The sequence below is a fragment of the Cerasicoccus maritimus genome, assembly GCA_031296935.1.
GTDB classification, from domain to species: Bacteria; Verrucomicrobiota; Verrucomicrobiia; order Opitutales; family Cerasicoccaceae; genus Cerasicoccus; species Cerasicoccus maritimus.
In genome coordinates, this window is sequence record JAVDPD010000019.1 from 22,230 (window position 1) to 42,298 (window position 20,069).

10 protein-coding genes are annotated in these 20,069 nt (G+C 57.5%); 4 read left to right on the forward strand and 6 right to left on the reverse strand.

Annotated elements, in window-relative coordinates:
- Positions 1 to 3 precede the first annotated feature (3 nt).
- Positions 4 to 7,725, reverse strand: a complete 7,722-nt coding sequence (locus tag RBB62_RS12680; protein ID WP_309399268.1) for an RHS repeat-associated core domain-containing protein — start codon at positions 7,723 to 7,725, stop codon at positions 4 to 6.
- Between the two features lie 245 nt (positions 7,726 to 7,970).
- Positions 7,971 to 8,516: a DUF5069 domain-containing protein gene (locus RBB62_RS12685; RefSeq protein ID WP_309399269.1), complete on the reverse strand. Its 546-nt coding sequence runs from the start codon at positions 8,514 to 8,516 to the stop codon at positions 7,971 to 7,973.
- 95 nt (positions 8,517 to 8,611) lie between these two features.
- Between RBB62_RS12685 and RBB62_RS12690 the strand changes: the two genes are divergently transcribed.
- The gene (locus RBB62_RS12690; RefSeq protein WP_309399270.1) at positions 8,612 to 9,088 is read left to right on the forward strand and encodes an ecotin; all 477 of its coding nucleotides are present in this window, start codon (positions 8,612 to 8,614) and stop codon (positions 9,086 to 9,088) included.
- A 67-nt stretch (positions 9,089 to 9,155) separates the two neighbouring features.
- Here the strand turns inward: RBB62_RS12690 and RBB62_RS12695 are convergent, their stop codons facing one another.
- The 3 genes from RBB62_RS12695 to glgB form a co-directional block, all read right to left on the reverse strand.
- Positions 9,156 to 10,322: a hypothetical protein gene (locus RBB62_RS12695; protein ID WP_309399271.1), complete on the reverse strand. Its 1,167-nt coding sequence runs from the start codon at positions 10,320 to 10,322 to the stop codon at positions 9,156 to 9,158.
- A 7-nt stretch (positions 10,323 to 10,329) separates the two neighbouring features.
- Positions 10,330 to 11,178, reverse strand: coding sequence for a hypothetical protein (locus tag RBB62_RS12700; protein ID WP_309399272.1), 849 nt, complete (start codon positions 11,176 to 11,178; stop codon positions 10,330 to 10,332).
- A gap of 121 nt (positions 11,179 to 11,299) precedes the next feature.
- A complete protein-coding gene (gene glgB / locus RBB62_RS12705; RefSeq protein ID WP_309399273.1) occupies positions 11,300 to 13,513 on the reverse strand; it encodes a 1,4-alpha-glucan branching protein GlgB in 2,214 nt (737 codons plus the stop codon).
- A 115-nt stretch (positions 13,514 to 13,628) separates the two neighbouring features.
- Here glgB and RBB62_RS12710 point away from each other — a divergent pair, with 115 nt between their 5' ends.
- From RBB62_RS12710 to RBB62_RS12720, 3 genes are all read left to right on the forward strand, one after another.
- Entirely contained in the window at positions 13,629 to 14,174 is a 546-nt protein-coding gene (locus tag RBB62_RS12710; protein ID WP_309399275.1) for a hypothetical protein, read from the forward strand.
- A gap of 267 nt (positions 14,175 to 14,441) precedes the next feature.
- On the forward strand, positions 14,442 to 14,738 hold the full coding sequence (locus tag RBB62_RS12715) for a hypothetical protein (RefSeq protein WP_309399277.1): 297 nt from the start codon (positions 14,442 to 14,444) through the stop codon (positions 14,736 to 14,738).
- 154 nt (positions 14,739 to 14,892) lie between these two features.
- On the forward strand, positions 14,893 to 16,809 hold the full coding sequence (locus tag RBB62_RS12720) for an amidophosphoribosyltransferase (RefSeq protein WP_309399279.1): 1,917 nt from the start codon (positions 14,893 to 14,895) through the stop codon (positions 16,807 to 16,809).
- A gap of 99 nt (positions 16,810 to 16,908) precedes the next feature.
- Here the strand turns inward: RBB62_RS12720 and RBB62_RS12725 are convergent, their stop codons facing one another.
- Positions 16,909 to 20,064, reverse strand: a complete 3,156-nt coding sequence (locus RBB62_RS12725; RefSeq protein WP_309399280.1) for an efflux RND transporter permease subunit — start codon at positions 20,062 to 20,064, stop codon at positions 16,909 to 16,911.
- Between the last annotated feature and the right edge of the window lie 5 nt (positions 20,065 to 20,069).

Consider the following 20,069-nt stretch of genomic DNA (forward strand, 5'->3'; position numbering starts at 1 on the left):
AGCTTAGAAATTATCGACTGTCTGGTTGGGGTGGCTAGGCACGGGGCGGCCGGCGCGTTGGAGGGCTTCCACATAGATGCTCCAGTGGAGATCGGCGCCGTAGATGCCGGTGACGCCCTGTTGCGGTTCGTTGATTGTTCGGAGGAAGACACTGGCGTTGCCCGGTGGGAGCCCGCCCCCGGAGCCGCCATCCCCGACGCCGCCTCCAGGGGCGTCAATGCCGGTGGGATCACCGGCGAATCCATCGATTACAGAGTTCACGACGACGCGACCTGCGACCTTTTTACCGACTCCTTTAAAGACTTCCTTGAGTGATTCTTTAGCCTCAAGCGCCAAAATGTCACCCCAGCCGGAAACGGCGCGCCTTTTAGCCATGTTGAACGACTTTTTGCCAGCGCCGAAGACTGCGGTTTTTACACTTTTCCCTGCTTTCTTGCCGGCGGGGCCGATTTTGCCCAGCGCGCCGCCGATAAGGGTGTCGGTGGCGAGGCCTTGCAACGTCAGGTCGGTCTCAGGATCAGTTATTCCGACAAAGAGACTTTCGCTGAAGGCTCCCGCCGCCCCGGCGGTGAAGAGTAGCGTGGGATTGACCGTGAGAATCGCGCCGGTTACAGCGCCGCCGATGGCTGCACCGGCATATTCCTGCCAGGGAGTGTTTATCTGGCCGTCATCTATGAAGTCTACGACTAGCGTTGTGGTTGCGCCGACGACTGCGCCAACCGTTGCCCCTACCAGTGGCGCGAGGAAGGCTAGTTCGCCATTGGGATCGATGCGCGTGATCGGATTATTGTTCGCATAGGCGAAGCGGTTCATCGAGTCTGCACGAAAGATATTGCCGCGGTGGGCGTCGGCCGAAATGAAGCGCTTGAGTTCTGGCAGATACCAGCGGAAGCGCATGTTCACGAGGCCCTGTGGCGAAGTCATGACGCCGTATAGCCCGCAATAAAGGAACACGGTGTCGGTGTCCCCAGTGCGGTTGGCGATCTCGCCCCATGGACCGTAGGATATGCGGCCAACAGTCGCGCCGCTGTCGTCAGAAAGCGCTGCGGTGCTGCCCCGGGTGTCATAGTGGAAGGTGCGGGTAGCGCCCTCAGTTTCCTGATAAATCAGGCCGATGCCATAAACATAATTGGTGCGAGTGCCGTCCTCATCGACTTTGACAAGGGTTTGGCCGAGGCCACCGCCAGGGTGAACAATGAAGTCCGTTGACTCGCCGTTGATGTTCCAGTTGATCAGCCGATCGGCGGGGTCGTATTCAAAGGTGTTGGTGTAGTTTTGAGTGATCAGTCGGTTGAGGGAATCAAATTCGAGTGTGCCCAAACCAAGTGATGCGGGTGGCGTGGTCATGTTGCCATCCATCGAGACTTCGACCGATTCGCCGTTGTAGGTCAGCAACCGGTCGTGACCGTCATAGGTCATGGTCACGTCGGCGGGGAGATATGGGGCCTCCTCGTGTAGGGGGACTTCCGCGGCAAGTTCGGTGGGAAGATTGCGGACGTATTCGTAACCAACGATGACGGCGCCATCGGGCTCGCGGTCGTAGCGTTTGGTGATGCCGCCTGAGTTATTGTATAAAATTTCGCGGTAAGCGCCATTTGGGAAATCGATGCGTGAGACGCGGCCAATGTCATTGTAGGCATATGAGGTGCGGCGTGCAGCCCAGTCGGTGACGCTGATAAGCTGACCAGCGTCATTATAGGCGTAGGCGACGGTCTTGTTATCCGGATAAACAATCAACGAGACTCGACCTGCCAGATCGTATTGGAAGCGTATTTTATTACCGCCCGAATCGGTGTAACTCACCAATCTATCCAGGGCATCGTATTCGTGGCTGATGACTTCATCGGGAAGTGGATTGAAGTCAAAAGGCGTTGTTTGGGTAACGGTCAGCAGGTTGCCCTTAGGATCGTATTCGTAGGCGCGACCTTTAGCGCCATTACTCGGTTCGATGCTGCCGATACGGCCAAGTTCATCGTATCTGTAGCGGATATTGCGGGCGCTCGGGCGTTCTATTTGCGTCATGTTGCCGCTGTTGTCGTATTCCCAACGCGTTTCCAGATTCTGACTGCCGTAGGTGATGGCGGAAGTCACGCGGCCATTGGCATCAAAGTAAAAGCTGGTGCGGGTGTCAGCCGGATTGCGGATTTGCGAGACGCCGTAGGTCGAGCGAATTGTGCGGGAACCGCCTGGTCCGCTGATTGCTACCTCGTCAGAATTTTGCGTATATGACCCTGCCTGAATTTTACCTTGGGTGTAGGCCGCTGTTGGCGTTTGAAGGCCGGAATAGGTGAAATACGTTTCGAAGCCATCGCTATCGAGCTCGTATTCCGGCAAGCCGAGGCGATCATAGGTTGTGCGCAGAATGAGTTTGCCGTTCTGGTCGTAGCGTTCTGTTTCGTCGCCGTTGAGGTCGTAGCGGGTCAGTGTGTAGCGGCCTTCAGCGTCGATGGTTTTGACGGTGTTGCCCATAGCGTCGTAGACGCGCGTTGTGGAGTTCCCGGCAGGGTCGGTGCTGACCGTTGGGCGGTCTTCGCCATCGTATTGAATTGTGGTAATGAGCGGTGTCGACTCGTCGAGATACTCGACACGCTGGACCATGTTGTCGTTGCCGTCATAGCTGAAGGTCGAGACATTGCCGTTCTTGTCTATCTTGGAGATCATGCGTCCACGGTAGTCGTAGGCGAAAAATTCCTGATAGCCGAGTGGGTCGGTAGTGGAGGCGACTTGGCCGGTTTGGGTGAACTCAGTGGTATTGGTTTGGTCGTTGGTATTGGTTGTCTCAATAACTCGCCCGATTGCGTCGTAAATGGTGACAATGGTGGCGCCATCCGGGAGCGTCATCGTGCGTTCGCGGCCAATGGAGCCGTTCCATAGCACGTAGGTTGTTTCGCTGAGGGTTGCATCGTCATCATCAAAGCGAAAGTCGCGAGTTTCGCTCAATTGGCTGGTCGGGTCGTATTCATTGGCGCGGACATTGCCGCTCGGGTGCTTGAGGGAAATCGCGTTATTGAGCTCATCATATTCGAGCGTGGTTTTGCCGTCGTTGATGTCGATGACGTTGCCATTGTCGTCGTAGGCAAACGGGTAAACCGCGCCATAGGGGTTGGTCATTTTGGTTAGGTTGCCGAATTCATCGTATTCAAAGAGCCAAGTCCAGCCGAGTGGATTGGTCATACTGATGCGGTCGCCCACGGAATTGAGCTCGTATTCGGTGATAGCTCCACGAGAGTCAATGAGCTTGGTGAGGAAGCGCGCATCATTGTAGGCGAGCGTGAAATCGTTGCCCAAGCGGTCAGAGTAAACGGTGGTCAACGCATCGCCATTAGGCGTATAAGAGAGCGTTACCATTTGGTTGGTTGTCAGGCCATCATCCTGCGTCAAGACACGCCCCGAGTCGTCGTATGTATTGGCGTAGAGCTGATGACCGAAAAGATCTGTGGCTTGGCTAATGCGGCCTGCGGCGGGGAACGCGCCATCCTCGTATATGAACTGGGTCGTGTTGCTGGAGCCGGTGTAGCTCATTTGCCAGTCGAGCAGAAAGCTACTGCCGCTACCGGCTTGATCCTGAATCTGGAGTTGCCATGTGCCAGCAAGTGATTCGCCGTCGAAGCCATCGATGATTTCACCAGAAAAGTCATAACCATGCGCCTCCTGGTCGTGGATGACTACGCTTTTGCCCGAGGGAGCGAAAAGGGTGATGGTCACGTCGGTCATGTCGGCGCCGGCGGTGAGTAAACCTGTTTCGATGCGTAGCTTACCAACGGCGCCCATGGTATTGACGACCATATTGTGGGTGAGCGGTGCGCCACCGTCAGGTATGGATTTCGGTGCGCCGATGGAATCGCCAATCAGGCCTTCGCCAAAGAGCATTGGGTCCGATACGCCGACTAGTCGGCCTTCGTCGTCGTAGCTCAGCGTGACCTGACGTTGGATGTCGTCGCTGACGGTTTCGATGAAGCCATCTTCGTTGTAGGTGAGGAAAATGGATTTCTCGGCAATGGGTTCTTCGATGCGCGTCAGCATGCCATTGGTGTAGTGAAGCTGGAGCCATTGAAAGACGGCGTTGCCCACACGGTTGAGGCGCCCGTTGGCGTCGAATTCATAGTGTATTTTACTTGGAGTGCTCAGCAGCCATGAACCGTCGTCCTGTCGAACGAGCTGGTAATCGATCATTGATGGCTCGTCGGAGAAATAAGGTGTGCCGGGGCCGCGGTAGTGGAAGGTATTGCGGCGAGTGTTGTCCCAGCGCAAGTAGACCTCGCCATTGGGATCGCCAGTGAGGCGGATTTCATAAGCGTGTGTCCAGGCGTAGCCAACTTCACCGATGGTGGAGGTGAAGAGTGAATGATACGAAATCGGGAAGCCCAAGCCGCGTGCTCCCTGCACATCGATCAAGGAAATAGCAGGGCGGAAGTCTCCAGTGGCAGCATCCACAAAGTTGCCGATGATGCTGTCGGGGCGCTGGTGATTCAGACGCGCGAACCAATCGACTTCTGGAGCCAGTTCGGTTTGGAATGTGAAGTCGTTGCCTGCAAGCGAGGCATTGCCCGACGATTTGGCGGCGTCGGTAAAGGTGACGCTGATTGTCTCGCCCAATTCGAGAGGCGCATTTGGCGTGAAGGTTATTTCGTTCCCATCGATGCTGATGCTACCGCTAATTTGTCCGCTGATTGATCCGCTGACGAGCATGCTGCCAGTATTAATCGTGTCAGCGCTGATGTCGTCGTTGAAACTCATCACGATGGGCGCATCGATCGCATTACCGACCGATTTGGATGCGGGAGTGGTCGCTGCCAGGGTGGCTTCGGTCGTGACGGCAAAGGAGACATTGTCGAAATAAGCGGTGGTGTCAGCTTCGCGGTTGGTCAGGGCCACGATGATGGGCTTGCCCAGAAACGCAGCGTGCTGTGCTGCGTTGTAAACATAGCTTAGACGGTTGGGTGCCCATAGCCCTTCATCCGGATTGTTCGCACCTGCTGAGTGGCGTGTCAGCGAGGCTAATTGCGCGTCGTCCGTATCAGGTTCAAAGTTGCCGTCTTCGTCGGAATCTATCCAGAGCTCCAAGCTCCAGCCATCCGAATCTACGAGGAGATCATAGCCGATGGCGGCATTCAGTTCGTAGAGTGTGTCATTGGCTAATTCGACTCCGGCAAAGCGATACACGAAGGTTTCATCGGCGGCGATGTACAGTACGTGTTGGCCGTGTGCAGGGGCGGGGAGGGGAGTTGTCTGGTTAAAGCGCTGGCCTTCGGCGCTTGGGCCAGGGCGCCAGACAATGTTCAAATCTTCGTCAGTGCAGATCCAGGGTTGAGGTAGGAAGGTTTCAATGTCTCCATCGCCCAGACCGATTTCCCAGGATTCAGTGAAGCGCGTGTTGTCCAGACCGGATAACGGGTGTTGGTATTCGTAGGCGCCGATGTCGACAAACGCGCCATCTAGCCGCCAGAAGCCAAAGCCGTCGGTCGGGATTTCTTCGGAGAAATTTCCATCGTGGTCGGTGTCTGCCCAGTCGATGCCACGACGAATATTGCTGCCTGCATCAATTGCGGGCGAGCCGACCGAAAGCTCAAAGGTCGTGGGATCTAGCAATGGGTCTTCGGCGCCGTCGTCCTGATTTAGGTTGTGGCTGGCGCCGAGGATAAAGGGCACGTTTTCAACGGCGTTCGTCGAGCCGGTGTTACCCCATATGATCGAGTTGAAGAGAGAGTTCTCAGAGGCTATTTCTCCATAGAAGGCGCTACCTGCTGGAGCAGAATTATGCGCCACGGTGATGTTATTCATCTGGGCGTAGGCGTTCAGCATGTAAACTCCGCCACCCTGAGAAGTGGCGTTGTTGTCGGCCACCAGCACATTGGTGATATTGCTATAGTTATTGGACAGCGACATGCCTCCACCGAGGGCTGCTTCGTTGTTGCGGACCTGGGAGTTGAGCAGCTTGATGTAACCGCCGGCAAACATGCCGCCCCCTTGGTTATCTGCCCGATTGTCTGTGATGAACAGATTAGCGAGCCTGGGCTGGGAGCTGCTGCTGTAGGCGCTATAAATGCCGCCGCCGTTTTGATGGTTGCCGGAGCCGTTGGCGTTGCCGCCGTGAATGGTGAACCCATCCAGCCAAGGATCGTCGAAGCCATGAATGAACGATACGACATGGTAGCTGTTGTCCGAGCGATTGCTGAAGCCCGTCGTGTCATCGCCATTTAAGTCGCCGCTCAGCACGGTGTTGTTCGTCAGCGGATTGTAGTCACGCGCCTCGAAGCCACGACGTCCACCACCCGCTGGAAATCCGCCAAATACGGTGACGCCGGGATTGACCGTGAATGTGTCACTGCGTTCTGTTCCTGGCTTGTAAATACCTTCTGCCACCCAGAACTGATCGCCTTCGCGACTGTATTCGAGAGCTTCGCTCAGCTCCTGAAATGCCTTTTCCCAAGAGCTGCCATCGCCGGGCTCTGCAACGGACTGATCAACGAAAAAGATGGGATCGTAGTATTCGTAGGCACCGGGCTCCATGGTGTTGTTAACACGCGGGCGGAAGGCCAGGTCATAGGGCAGGGAGTCGCTGGTGGACAGGTCATTGTCGAGGTCGGTGTAGTCCGTGCCCATGTAGTAATACTCAAACGCATCGATGAGCGAAGAGGACTCGTGCAAACGCAGGTCGCCGTAGTAATTGTCTTCCAGCGTGAGCCAATCCCCGTCGCCGGAGTCAGGTGCGAAACGGAAGTCGGGATCGACACCGATGTAGTTGTTGACGCTTTGATCGGTGAGTGGGGGGTCCACATTGGGATCCGTGCTGGCCGTGTTGTCCCAGGCGATGCAATTGACCAGACGCGTAGAGGCAGATTGGGAACTGCTGGGGCCCCAGTTGGCGATCGCGCCACCGTCAGATACAGCGGCATTGGCGGTGTAGGTACAATTGTAGATCCAGAATACGCCTTCAGTGTATTCGTTGTCGTAGCTATTTTTACCGTAGGCATACATAGCGCCACCGGCGCTGGATGCGTTGTAGACTTCGTTTCCGACGAAGGCGCTGTTGTATAGCTGCACGCGGCCTTCGTAATAAAAATATATCGCACCGCCGCGGTTACCCGCTCGGTTGGCCAGAAATTGACTGGTGTGGATCAGTGCGGTGGAGCCGTGGACATACATCGCGCCGCCACCGTTACTGGCCTGATTGCCGATGAAACGCATTGAAGCGAAATAGACGAAGCTGAAGTTGTCCTGGATGATCACGCCACCGCCAATATTCTGATCGGTCCCGCCGCCATTGGCGTTGCCGCCGGTGACGGTAAAGCCTTCTATTTTTACGTTGGAGTTAATGCCGGTGACGCTCAGGACATGGTAGCTATTATCCGAGTCGTCGCCCTCTACACCTATGTCGCCTGAAAGGACACAGCCATTGGTCAGAGGATTGGGGTCGCGCTGGTTGACGTGGGTTTCGTCCCCTTCAAAACCGCCGTAGATTGTCTTACCGCTCGGGAGGGAAAAAGTAGTAGTGCGGTCTGTGCCATTGGGCTTGTAAACACCGCGCGCCACCCAGATATTCGAACTCTGGCCTTCGTCGAACGCGGTTTGCAAGTCGGTGTAGGCATTTTCCCAACTGGTCCCAGTGTTGGCGCCCGTGGCGTTGATGTTCACGTAGGTCTGTGCTTGCAGGGAGCAGGCTGTAAGAAGAACACCGCAGATGCTGCGATGTAGTAGGCAGAAAGTAGTATGCGAAAGATTCATTCGCTTAATGGCTTAGTTAAGGCTTGTTAATGGCCGTGTGCATCAGCAGGCCACAATATTACCCAGGTAGTAGATTTTTTGACCCCAAATAGGCGGATTGCTGAATGGCCGTTTTGCAGTAGTCAGTGTTTTCAACCACTATCTTTATTCCCTGTTTAGGAAATGGCGATGATAAATGCTTCTAATTAAACGTAAAAGCCCAACCGAAAAGTCGGCTGGGCTCTAGATTGGAAAAACCGTTAGCGTTATTCTGCGCCAATTGCATTGAATTGGGGAGAACGTAATTTTACCCATTCAACCACCGCCTGTTCGTCGTCCATGTGCTGCTCTACAAAGCGTAGAAAATCGGAAGGCGCAATGTCGTGTGTTTTGAAGAAATTCCGGTCGCCGCCGCAGCCATACATGGTGTCGAGGTCGAGCTCGCCACGGAGTTTGGCTTTGGCTTTTTTGATCAGGCGGGGGAGCCAGACTATGCCATCGATCTCGTCCGTTTTGGCCGGGTAATCTGCCGGGTTGACCGTTTTGCCGGTGTATTCGCCCCGCATGACTTTGAGGAAATACGAGCGGCGGACGTCGGTGACGAGCGCGAAGGTCAGGAAGTCGGGATCGCCGTAGTTATTGAAGTCTTCGGCGAAGTCATAAATCTCCTGCGGCGTGATGCCGTTGTCGCGGAGCCACTGAGTTTCCTCGGCGTTGAAATAGGTGTCGGAGCCCCGTTGGCCGGCCTGATATTGGTTGACGGCCTTCTGCCAGAGCGATTCCAGGGTCTGCTGATAGTTGTAATGCTTCATCACTGTATCGGTAGCCGGGTTTGTCAGAATTGCAACTACGTGGCGCAGTCCGTTGCCCGTAGGGAACCGCGGGGTTGAGAGACTGTCCTATTGGCATGAGAAGATTGAATTTACTGACTGTCGCCCTGATGCTGGGCACCGTGGCAATGACTCGCGCGGCCGATAATATGAATGCGTTTCCGCCCGCTGAAGAGGGAATGACGCGCCATGTGCTGGAGTTGCATCCGCAGTTGGATGAGTCTGCCTACAAGGTCGAAATTATCGTAGGCAGGACTTTGGAACTCGATGCCGCCAATAACTATTTCTACAGTGGTAAAATCCAGGCAGAGTCCATGCCTGGCTGGGGGTATACGCGTTACGTGGTCGAGGATTTGGGTATGATGGGCGGCACCATGATGGCAGTGGATCCGCGGGCGCCAAAGGTCGATCGCTTCATTCAACTAGGCGGCGGGCCTTACCTGATCCGTTACAACAGCAAGTTGCCAGTCGTGGTGTACGCGCCAGCCGACGCCGAGGTCCGCTACCGCATCTGGAGCGCCGAGCCGGAAGAGTTGCCGATGGAAGAAGGCTAAGTTTTGAAACGAAAACGCCTCCGGCGGTGAACCGAAGGCGTGTGCAGGAAAGGACAGTGGGCTGTGCTTAGGGCACCGTGGCGCGGGCTTGCAGCGTGGTGAAGCCCGGCGCGAAAGTGACGTTGGCGATCCAAGTGGCCTGGGAGAAATCACCAGTGGAGTAGGTCGCCGTGACCCAGCTGGAGGTCCCGTATTTTTTCACCACGCGCACTTCGACGACGCCGGAGATCGGGAAGTCGGTCGTTTCGAGGGCGACTTGCACCGTGCTGTTGCTTTCGATGTTGATATCGGCGCTGGCTTGCAGTGGTGCTTCGGGATCGATTGGCGCAGTGACGCCGTTGACGGAGGCCACGCGGACCTTTGGCGCATCGCTGGCGGGCCAGATGATAGGGAATTCCAGTGGTGGCACTGCTACCGAGTCAGGTGCGAGCTGGACGCTGGTGTCGAGCGAGTTGGCTTCGATGCGGATGCGGCCATACCCGATCGTGCTTTGTGGGGCAATCGCGGTCAGAGCACCAATGCCGGTTACGGAGTCGGCGATTAGGCGGATGGCGCCGCCGGAGCCGTCGGGATCGTAAAGTGAGGGCGAGATGCCGCCATTGGCGTCGATCGTGCCATCGATATCGATGTTGCCGGGAGTTGCAATGAGGATAGCGCCGCCACCACCGCCGCCGCTGATGCCGTCGGCACCGCCACCAGAACCACCGATGAGCGGGATGATTTGCGGGTTGCCGTAAACGCTGCCGTAAAGACCTTCGCCGGAGCCGGTGTTGCCGCCGGGGCCATAGCCGTCACCAGCTCCGTCTGGGCCGATGGCGCTGCCGCGGAAACCACCGGGGCCGGGCTCGGATGAGACGAGCTTTTCGATGGTGTCGGTGTTGCCGGCTTCACCGGAAATATCGAGCGTGCCGTCGATGGTGACATCACCCGAAACAAGCATCACCACGGGGGCGTGAGTGGGGTGGTTGATGAAACTCACGGTGACATCAGCAGGGATGTTGACCGAAGTGTATTTGAAGACCACGGCCCACTGCTCAGAGTCGTAGATGCCGTTGCCAGCGTTGCCGGAGTTGTCGTCGTCCCAATTTCCGGTGGTGGCCAGTGAGAGGTCGATGACGATGTCACTGGTGGGCGAGAGTGCGCCGTCGGATCCGTCTGATGGGATGGTGATGGCTTTGGCGCTGCCCGTAGCCAGGAGGGAGAGCAGTAGTGCGTGTGTGAGCGGTGCTTTCATTATGTGCTTAGGATTCGGGAATGTCGTTGTAGATCGAGACCTCGCGGGAAACGGCCTCGATGCTGTAAATGGGTGCGCCCATGTTGTAGACGCTGACCTCTCGTGAGTAGCTTTGCGGGTAGCCGACGATGGCCGGCTGCTCGCCGTTGTAGACGCTGACTTCGCGGCTCAGCGTTTCGATGCTGTAGGCTGCTGCGCCGAAATTATAGACGCTGACTTCGCGGGAGTAACTCTGCGGGTAGCCCGCGATGGCGGGTTGCTCGCCATTGAAAATGGAAACCTCGCGGCTGTAGTAGTTGGCAAAGGAGTCGCCGAAATTAAAGAGCGACACCTCACGAGAAATCGTCGCATACTCGCCGCCAATTGACGCGCCGAAGTTGAAGAGGCTCACCTCGCGGGAGTAAACCTGTGGGGCATTGTCGTCGAGGCCGTAGAGCAGCAGGAAAGCTTCGAGGTTCGTTAGGCCGGCAAAGATCGGTGATTCCTCCAGGGCGTCGGCGGGGTCCAGTGGGTCGAGGTAAGGGCGCTGGAGTTCGTAAACATCGTCAAGCCCGTCGCCATCAGCGTCTTGCGGGGCAAACATGCTGATCGGCTGCCCGCGGAAAAACCAATTTGCGTCCACGCCGGTGCGGTCGTAGGTGAAGGAGGGCGCCGGGCTGCCGAGCGCCATGTCAATCGTCTCGAAGTCGCCCAGGTATTCGCTGAACTCGACGCCGTAGTAGAATTCAGAGGTGTTTTCGAGCGTGACAGTTACCTCGCTGCCAGCACGTGATATTTCAATCGTCGACGCCGAGGTTCCTGATAACGCGCACAGCAAAATTGCCGGCAGAGTTAACGCCTTCCGTAGTAGTAACATTGGTTCTACATGTAATTATGTAGAACGCAACGGCAAGCGTATCTAGACACTGCTCGGGACTTTTGACACTTTTTTACGATTTGGGCGCGAACGCCGGTGGGTTCAGTGTAGCCTTAGCGCGCTACGCACCTTCGTATTTGAAGACCAGCACGGTGTGGCCGGGGAGGACGACTTCGATGCTGTGCTCGCGGTTGTCCCATTCGCCGGGGATGGAGTTCACGCCGCCGCCGTTGCCCGCGCCCTGGCCGCCGTATACATCGGCATTGCTGTTGATGACTTCCTTCCAATGGCCGGCGTGCGGTACGCCGAAGCGGAACGTATCCCGGTGCACGGGCGTGAAGTTCGCAATGACGACAAAGGTGTCCTCCGGCTTGGCGCTGCGGCGGAGGAAGATGGAGAGCGATTCTTCCCAGTAACCGTCGCCGTTGATCCACTCAAAGCCCGCGGGGTCAAGGTCGTGCGCCGAGAGGCTGGGATATCGGTGGTAAAGTGCGTTGAGGTCCTTGATGAGCAGCTTGATGCCCTGGTGGTCCATGTATTGGAGGAGCTCCCACTGGAGCTGGCCATCGTATTTCCACTCCTGTGACTGCCCAAACTCGCTGCCCATGAAAAGGCACTTTTTGCCGGGCCAGAGCCACATCCAGGTGTAGAGGCAGCGGAGGTCGGCGGCCTTTTGAGACATCTCGTAGCCGGCGCCCATCTTGAGCATCATCGAGCCCTTACCGTGGACGACTTCATCGTGGCTAAACACCGTGATGAACTGCTCGGAATACTGGTAAAGCATGCCAAAGGTGAGCTCGCCGTGGTGGTACTTGCGGTGGATGGGCTCGTGGGCGAGGTATTCGAGCGTGTCGTGCATCCAGCCCATGTTCCACTTCAAGTCGAAGCCGAGGCCGCCTTCGCTGGTCGGCTTGGTTACGCCGCCGAAGGACGTCGATTCCTCGGCGATCATCAGCACGCCGGGGAAATACTGGTGGACGAGGTCGTTGACCTGCCGCAGGAAATCGATGGCGCCGATGTTCTCATTGCCGCCGTATTCATTAGGAATCCATTCGCCATCCTCGCGCGAGTAGTCGAGGTAGAGCATCGAGGCCACGGCGTCGACGCGGAGGCCGTCGATGTGGAAACGCTCGCACCAGGCCAGCGCACTGCCGATCAGGAAATTGCGGACTTCGTGGCGGCTGTAGTTGAAGATGAGCGTGCCCCAGTCCATGTGTTCGCCGAGGCGCGGGTCTTCGTGTTCGTAGAGGCAGGAGCCGTCGAACTGGGCCAGGGCAAAGGCGTCTTTGGGGAAGTGCGCGGGGACCCAGTCGATCAGCACGCCGATGCCGTGGCGGTGCAGGTAATCGACGAGATACATGAAGTCCTGCGGCGCGCCAAAGCGGTGGGTGGGCGCGAAAAAGCCGGTGACCTGATAGCCCCAAGAACCGTCGAAGGGGTGCTCGGAGAGCGGCATGAGCTCGACGTGGGTAAAGCCCATTTCGAGCACGTAGCGGGTCAACTCGGCCGCCATTTCTCGGTAATTCAGCGGGCGGTTGCCGTCCTCGGGGACGCGTCGCCAGGAGCCAAAGTGGACTTCGTAAACGGAAATGGGCTGGGTCTTCCAGTCGCGGCCGGCGCGTTGATTCATCCACTCGTTATCGCGCCACTCGAAGTCGTCGATTTCCCAGACGATGGATGCGTTGTGCGGGGGCGATTCAAAGTATTCGCCGTAGGGATCGCTTTTCAGGCGGAGTGATCCATCGGCGCCGATGAGCTCGTATTTATACTTGGTGCCCACGCCGATGCCGGGCAGGAACAGCTCCCAAACACCGGAGCTGCCGAGGCGGCGCATTTGGTGGCGGCGGCCGTCCCAGTGGTTGAACTCACCTACGACGGACACGCGCTCAGCACTCGGCGCCCACACCGCAAACGCCGTGCCTTGCACGCCGTCGTAGTGTTTTATGTGAGCGCCCAGCTTTTGATAAATGTGGTGGTGGTTGCCCTGACCGAAGAGGAAGGCGTCGTCTTCGCTGATGGTCGGCAGGAAGCAGTAGGGGTCCCAGATTTGGAAAACTTCGCCATTGGCGTTTTCCGTGCGGATGCGGTAGTCGAACGCTTCGGTGCGGCCTTCGATGACGCCCTCGAAAAAGCCTTCGCGGCAGAGGCGCTTGAGGCGAAACCGTTCGTCGGTTTGCACATCGACGATGTCGCAGGTGACGGCCTCGGGCTGAAAAGTCCGGGCAACAAGGCATTGCGCGCCGCTGCGCTTCACGGTGTGCAGGCCCAGGATATCATGGGGTGCAGCGTGCCGGGCGGTGATGACGGAATCGAGTTCGGCCTGGGTAATGATCACGAGTTATGATGCTTAATAGGGTTGGGTATAAAGTAAAGTGTCAACCGTGCAAAACGCCATGTCAAATTCGGGTTTACGATTGATTAAAGGCTTATTCGGTATTATTATTTTTCTTATGAAGTCATTAGCCGTCCTTGTTTCCTCCCTTCTACTGTCCACTTCTGCTTTTGCCTCCGACCTCAAGTGGCAAAGCGTCTCCATCAACAGCGACAAAGTCACCCTGACGATGCCGGGCAAACCCACCGAAAAAAACGAAAGCTCCAGCTCGATCGTGGGCGACGTCAATACGCAGATTTACAAGGTGGTCGTGCCCGATGATGGCAACGTGACCATTGCCTGCTCCGACCTCCCCGGCGCGGCGCTCTTTTTTGCAGGCAAGGACACGATTTACGGCAACGCCAAGGGCAAATTCCTCTCCGGCGCCTACGGCAAAGAGCTTTCCTGGGACCCCATCACCTACGAGGGCATTGACGGCATGAAGCTGATGTTCCAGACCCCGCCGCTGAAGGGGCACCCCGGCTACGACGGCGAGGCGCAATTCTACTTAGTCGGCGATTATCTTTACGTAATCTCGGTCACGGACTTGGTCGGCAGCGACCTGAAAATGCAGGATAAGGTCTTTACGTCGCTTAAGTTCGCCGACGCCAGCTCGGGAAGCTGAGGGTTGGGCGCGTGGTTTTTGAACAGAAGGCAGCAAAGAGAGGAAAGCCACTCCGCCGTATCGTTTTCCACGCAAAGACGCAAAGGCGCGAAGGTTACTTTAAACATGTTTAATTTTTTTGGGTGGCTCTTTGCGCCTTCGCGTCTTCGCGTGAGTTTCAAAGTCCTGCCTCTCAGCCTTTCCTCTCTTTGCTGCCTTCTGTTCAAAATTTAAAAACGCTGGTTTTAGTCTTCCCGTTCTTCCCAATCTTCCTGTTAAATCCCCAATATGCCGCCAACCGATGACATTGCCGACCTCCGAGCCCGCGCCTGGGTGGGGGACGCCGTGCTCGCGCTCTATGCGCGCCAGTGGATTCTTGCCCAAGTGGACATCAAGCCCGCCGACCGCACCGAGGAGTTTATCCGCATGACTGCCAACGACTTCCTGGGCTGCATGGGCGAACCGACGAAGGTCGAGGCCGGCATTGGCGACGTCTACCAGGCCGACGGCCTCGACGCGGCCTTTGCCCACATCGAGTCGACGCTCCTGCCGCTGTATTTGACACAGCGAAAAAAGCGCCGATAAGAGATTTTTTCACCTCCTATAAACTCCCGAATCCAAGGCAGCATGCAGGCTCCAGCGCGACGCGATCAACCGTTTTTCGTTACGTTGTTACGCGAGCGTGAATTCATGCTGGCTTTCTGGCTTTTGCGGCCTTTACTACGATGGGCTTTCCCTGATGAGCGACCAAATTAAGCATGAGTGCGGCATTGCGATCGTTCGGCTGTTGAAGCCGTTGCGGTATTATCGCGACCAATACGACGACCTTCTTTACGGATTCCAGAAGCTGTTTTTGCTGATGGAAAAACAGCATAACCGTGGGCAGGACGGCGCTGGCATCGGCTGTGTGAAGCTGGACATGCCTCCCGGTGAGCAGTTCATGGAGCGCGAGCGCGACAACGGGCGCAACCCAATCGCCAACGTGGTCAAGAAGATCATGAAGGACTACAACAAGAAGCTCAACAAGACCATCTTCCCTGAGTTTCCGGATACCTTCAAAAAGAATTTCCCCTTCGGCGGCGAGGTCCTGATGGGCCACCTGCGCTACGGCACCTCCGGTGGTTACGGCAAGGGCGTCTGCCAGCCTTACTTCCGCCGCAGCCCCTGGCCGACCCGCAACCTCATGCTCGCGGGTAACTTCAACATGACCAACGTTGAAGACCTGAACGCCAAGCTCATCGCCCGCGGCGCGCACCCTATTTTCAATACCGACACCCAAACCGTCCTCGAGGAAATCGGCTATCACCTCGATGAAGAGCACCAGCGCCTCTACCACGAGCTGCGCGACAGCGGTGTGCCGAGCGATCAGATTGCGGCGATCATTAGCGAGCGCATGGACCTGATCAATATCCTCAAGGATGCTTCGCACGACTGGGATGGTGGTTACACCCTGGGCGGCCTCGTCGGCAACGGCGACTGCTTCGTGACCCGCGACCCGCTGGGCATCCGCCCGGCCTATTATTTTGCCAATGACGATGTCGTCGCCTTCGCTTCCGAGCGCGTGGCGCTGATGACGATCTTTGACCAGCACGAAGGCGACGTGAAGGAAATCGCGCCCGGCAGCGCCGTGGTCGTGAAGGCCAATGGCGAGCTGCGCGTCGGCCAGGTCCGTGAGCCCGCGCCCGATCCCGCGCCGTGCTCATTCGAGCGCATTTACTTCTCCCGCGGCAACGACCCGGAAATCTATGCCGAGCGCAAGGCCCTCGGTGGTGCCTTGTCTGACCAGATTTGCGACGCGATCGATGACGACTTTGGTCACAGCGTGTTCAGCTTCATTCCGAACACCGCCGAGACGGCCTACTACGGTCTCATGGACGAGCTCCGTGTGCGCCGCCGCGAACAGGTCCGCAAGGGCCTGCTCGAAGCCCACGCCAAGGGCGAGTTCAACGAGCAGTTGCTCGACGAGCTCATCATGAGCAACTGGCCGCGCGGCGAAAAAATCGCCCACAAGGACATCAAGATTCGCACCTTTATCAGCCAGGAATCGAACCGTATCCAGATGGCGTCGCACGTTTACGACATCACCTACGGCCAGATCGAAAGCGGCGTGGACCACCTTGTCTGCATCGACGACTCCATCGTCCGCGGCACCACGCTCAAGCGCTCCATCCTGCGCATCCTTTCCCGCACTGAGCCGAAGTCGATTGTCATTGCCTCCACGGCGCCGCAGATCCGCTACCCGGACTGCTACGGCATCGACATGTCCGAGCTCGGCAAGTTTATCGCCTTCCAGGCGACAATTGCGCTCCTGAAGGACACCGGTGCCACCGAGCTGATTGACGAAGTTTACCGCGACTGCCGCGCGCAGGCCGAAAAGCCGGTCAGCGAAATGGTCAACCACGTGAAGCGTCTCTACGACCACTTCACGCCGGAGCAAATTTCGGAGAAAATCGCTGAGCTCGTCGCGCCGAAAACACCCGATTGGGACGGCGAGGTAAAGGTGATTTATCAGACAATTGAGAACCTCCACAAGAGCTGCCCGAACAACCACGGGGACTGGTATTTCACCGGTAACTACCCGACGCCGGGCGGCTTTGGCGTCCTCAACCGCGCCTTCATCAACTACTACGAAAAGCGCGAAGGCCGCTCGTATTGAATTGCTCAAAGGTTATTCAATATTGAAAACCGTCTTCATCTCTATGCCGTTGAGTTGTTTGAGGCCTGCTGCTACTTTTGGGAGAACGCTACAAGCCTGCTAGGTTTGGGGGATTGCAGGTTGAGCGGGTAACTCGTCTGATTCCGTATCCGTCTCGAGAATGTCCTGACCCTTCAGGTCTTCGAGGATCACGTAGAGGCAGGGTACGAGGACGAGGATGATCAGCGTGGCGAACAGGATGCCGAAGCCGAGCGAGATCGCCATGGGGATCATGAAGCGGGCTTGGCGCGAGGTTTCCATAATCATCGGGAAGAGGCCGCCGAAAGTGGTTAGCGTTGTCAGCACGATGGCGCGGAAACGCGAGGTCGCCGCTTGGGCAATTGCCTCCATCGGAGAAAGACCGTCTTTGCGGAATTGGTTGGTGCGGTCGATCAGCACGAGCGAGTCGTTGACCACCACGCCGCTCAGCGCGACGATGCCGAAAAGGCTCATAAGGCTCAAATTGTAACCCATGATGATGTGGCCGATCACGGCGCCCACGATGCCGAACGGAATCGCGACCATCACAATCGCCGGCTGCGAATAGCTGTTGAAGGGAATGGCCAGCAGGGCATACACACCGCCCACCGCGAAGAGCAGGCCAATGATCATGGCGCTGACGCTTTCCTGCATGTCGGCTTGGCGGCCTTCAAAGCTGTAGCTCAGGCCCGGATACTCCGCTTCGATTTGGGGCATTACGTTGGCCATGATGTCTTCGAGAATAGGTCCGGCGTCGGCGGGGTCGCTGGTGTCCGCAGTCACGTTGAGCACGCGTCGGCCATTGCGGCGCGAGATGCTGGTGAAGGCGCGGTCGCGGTCGATGTCCACAGCCTCGATTAGCGGGACCTCACCACCGTTGGGCGTCATGAGAATCAGCGAATCAATGTCGGCTTCCGAAGTGCGTTGCTCCTCGGGGAGGCGCACCATGATTTTGATCTCGTGGCGGCCGCGTAATTGGCGAATCGCTTCGGCTCCATAGAATGCGCCGCGCACCTGCTGGGCGACATCGCGTGAGGTCAGGCCGAGGCTTTGCGCCTCGGGGCGGACGGTGAAGTTAAACTGCTCCTTGCCGGGCTGGAAGCCGTCGTTAATGTCCTTGGTTTGCGGGTATTCGCGGAGCTCGCCAGCAAGGCGTTCAGCGGCGGCTTCGAGGATGTCGGTATCGCGGTGGCTGAGCTCGACCGTGATGGAATCACCCGAGCCGGGACCACCGCGGTCGGAGGCAAAGCTGCTGGTGTCGATGCCGTAAAGCTGGCCAACTTCTTCGCGCCAAAGCTGCGTGAACTGCATGGTCGAAATCGGGCGCGTGTTGGCGTCGGTCAGGAAGACGCGGAACTCCACGGCGTGGCTGCCGCCGCTACCCACGAGCGTGTATATGCCCTTGGAAAGTTGATCGCCGCCATTTTTCGCGACCACGCGTTCGGCGGCGGCGAGGACTTGTTGGCGAATTTTTTCCGTCTGCTCCACGGGCGAACCGTAGGGGAGCTCGACGGAGGCGTAGGCGTAGTCGGACTCAACGCGCGGCATGAGAATCATGTGCATGCGGCCGCTGTCGACGTATGAGAAAATCAGGGCCATGAACGACAGGCCGATGACGACGACCACGTAGCGCCAAGCGAGCACTTTGCGAATCCACGGGCTATAGCGATTCTCAACGAAACTACTGAATGCATTGCCAAAGCGTTGCTGCGCGTGGTGGAGCTTGCCGCGAATACCCGTTGGGTGGATGTCCTTTTGATGTGAAAGGTGCGCGGGCAAAATGAAGAGCGATTCGATCAGCGAAATGCTGAACACGGCGATGACGACGATCGGGATCACGCCAAACACTTTCCCCATAAAGCCGGGGATGAAGAACAGCGGCATGAACGCCACGATGTTCGTCAGCACGCTGAAGACGACCGGCATGGCGACCTCGCGCGCGCCATCAATCGCGGCAACGCCAAAGCTTTTGCCGCGTTGGTGGTGGCTGTAAATATTTTCGCCGACGACGATGGCGTCGTCCACCACGATGCCGAGCGTGATGATGAACGCGAACATCGTGATCATGTTGATGGTCGTGTCCAGTGGCGGGAAAAACAGGAATGCGCCGAGGAAGGAGATTGGAATGCCGAGTGTGACCCAGAAGGCGAGGCGCGCTTCCAGGAAGATGCCAAGTACGAGGAGCACGAGTACGAGGCCCATCAGCAAATTCTTCACGAGGAGCTCCGCGCGCTGGCGGTAGATCTCGGAGTGGTCGTCCATCACGTCGAGGTGAAGCCCCTCGGGCAGGGTGCCGCGAAGTTCCTCCACGACTTCCATGGTGGCGTCGGAAACACCGATTGGCGTTTGGTCGCCGATGCGGTAAACTTCGAGCAGCACTACGGGCTCGCCATCGAAGTGTGCGTAGAGATCGGAGTCTTCTTCGAAGCCGTCGGTGATGGTCGCGATGTCTCCCAGGAGCACACGCACACCGTCGTCGGTGGTGATGATCGGAATGTTTTCAAACTCGCGGGCGTAGTCGCGGCGCTCTTTAACGCGGACCAGAATTTCGCCCGTGGCCGTCTTGACGCCGCCGCCAGCCAAGTCCAGCGAGGACTGGCTGACGAGGTCGGCAATGTCGTTGAGCGTGAGTCCGTAGAGGCGCAGGGTTTCGCGCGGAACGTTGATCGTGACTTCATAGTCGCGGGCACCTTCCAGTTCGACTTGCGTGACGCCGCTGTTACTGAGCAAGGTATCGCGCACGGTTTCGGCGGCGCTGCGCAACGTCCACTCGTCGAGGTTGCCGTGGAGTGCGAGCGTGACCACGCCACGCTTGCGGCTGGCGATGGCGACATTGGGCTCCTCGGCTTCGTCGGGGAACGTGGTGATGCGGTCGATCTCGTTTTTAATCTCGTTCGACAACTGCTGCAGGTCGGAACCTTCGGCCAGCTCAATGCTGACCGAGCCGCTGCCTTCGTTGGCGGTCGAGGTGACTTCCTTCACGCCGTCGAGACCTTCCACGGCTTCCTCGACAGGGAGCACAATACTCTGCTCCACTTCCTCCGGCGCCGCGCCAGGGTAGCTGACGCTGACGTTGACGAAGTCCATGGTGAACTCCGGGAAGATCTCCTGCTTGACGCGCAGCATCATGATGCTGCCACCGATGAGGAAGACGAGCATGATGAGGTTCGCGGTGACGGAGTGTCCCGCCATCCAGGCGATGGCGCCCTTTTGCTTAGTGAAGGAAGATTTGCTCATTGGGT

Bases quoted from the DNA above. Each gene is read 5' to 3' on its own strand.
- RBB62_RS12680 (WP_309399268.1), bottom strand. From the start codon at position 7,725: ATGAATCTTTCGCATACTACTTTCTGCCTACTACATCGCAGCATCTGC.
- RBB62_RS12685 (WP_309399269.1), bottom strand. From the start codon at position 8,516: ATGAAGCATTACAACTATCAGCAGACCCTGGAATCGCTCTGGCAGAAG.
- RBB62_RS12690 (WP_309399270.1), top strand. From the start codon at position 8,612: ATGAGAAGATTGAATTTACTGACTGTCGCCCTGATGCTGGGCACCGTG.
- RBB62_RS12695 (WP_309399271.1), bottom strand. From the start codon at position 10,322: ATGAAAGCACCGCTCACACACGCACTACTGCTCTCCCTCCTGGCTACG.
- RBB62_RS12700 (WP_309399272.1), bottom strand. From the start codon at position 11,178: ATGTTACTACTACGGAAGGCGTTAACTCTGCCGGCAATTTTGCTGTGC.
- RBB62_RS12710 (WP_309399275.1), top strand. From the start codon at position 13,629: ATGAAGTCATTAGCCGTCCTTGTTTCCTCCCTTCTACTGTCCACTTCT.
- RBB62_RS12715 (WP_309399277.1), top strand. From the start codon at position 14,442: ATGCCGCCAACCGATGACATTGCCGACCTCCGAGCCCGCGCCTGGGTG.
- RBB62_RS12720 (WP_309399279.1), top strand. From the start codon at position 14,893: ATGAGCGACCAAATTAAGCATGAGTGCGGCATTGCGATCGTTCGGCTG.
- RBB62_RS12725 (WP_309399280.1), bottom strand. From the start codon at position 20,064: ATGAGCAAATCTTCCTTCACTAAGCAAAAGGGCGCCATCGCCTGGATG.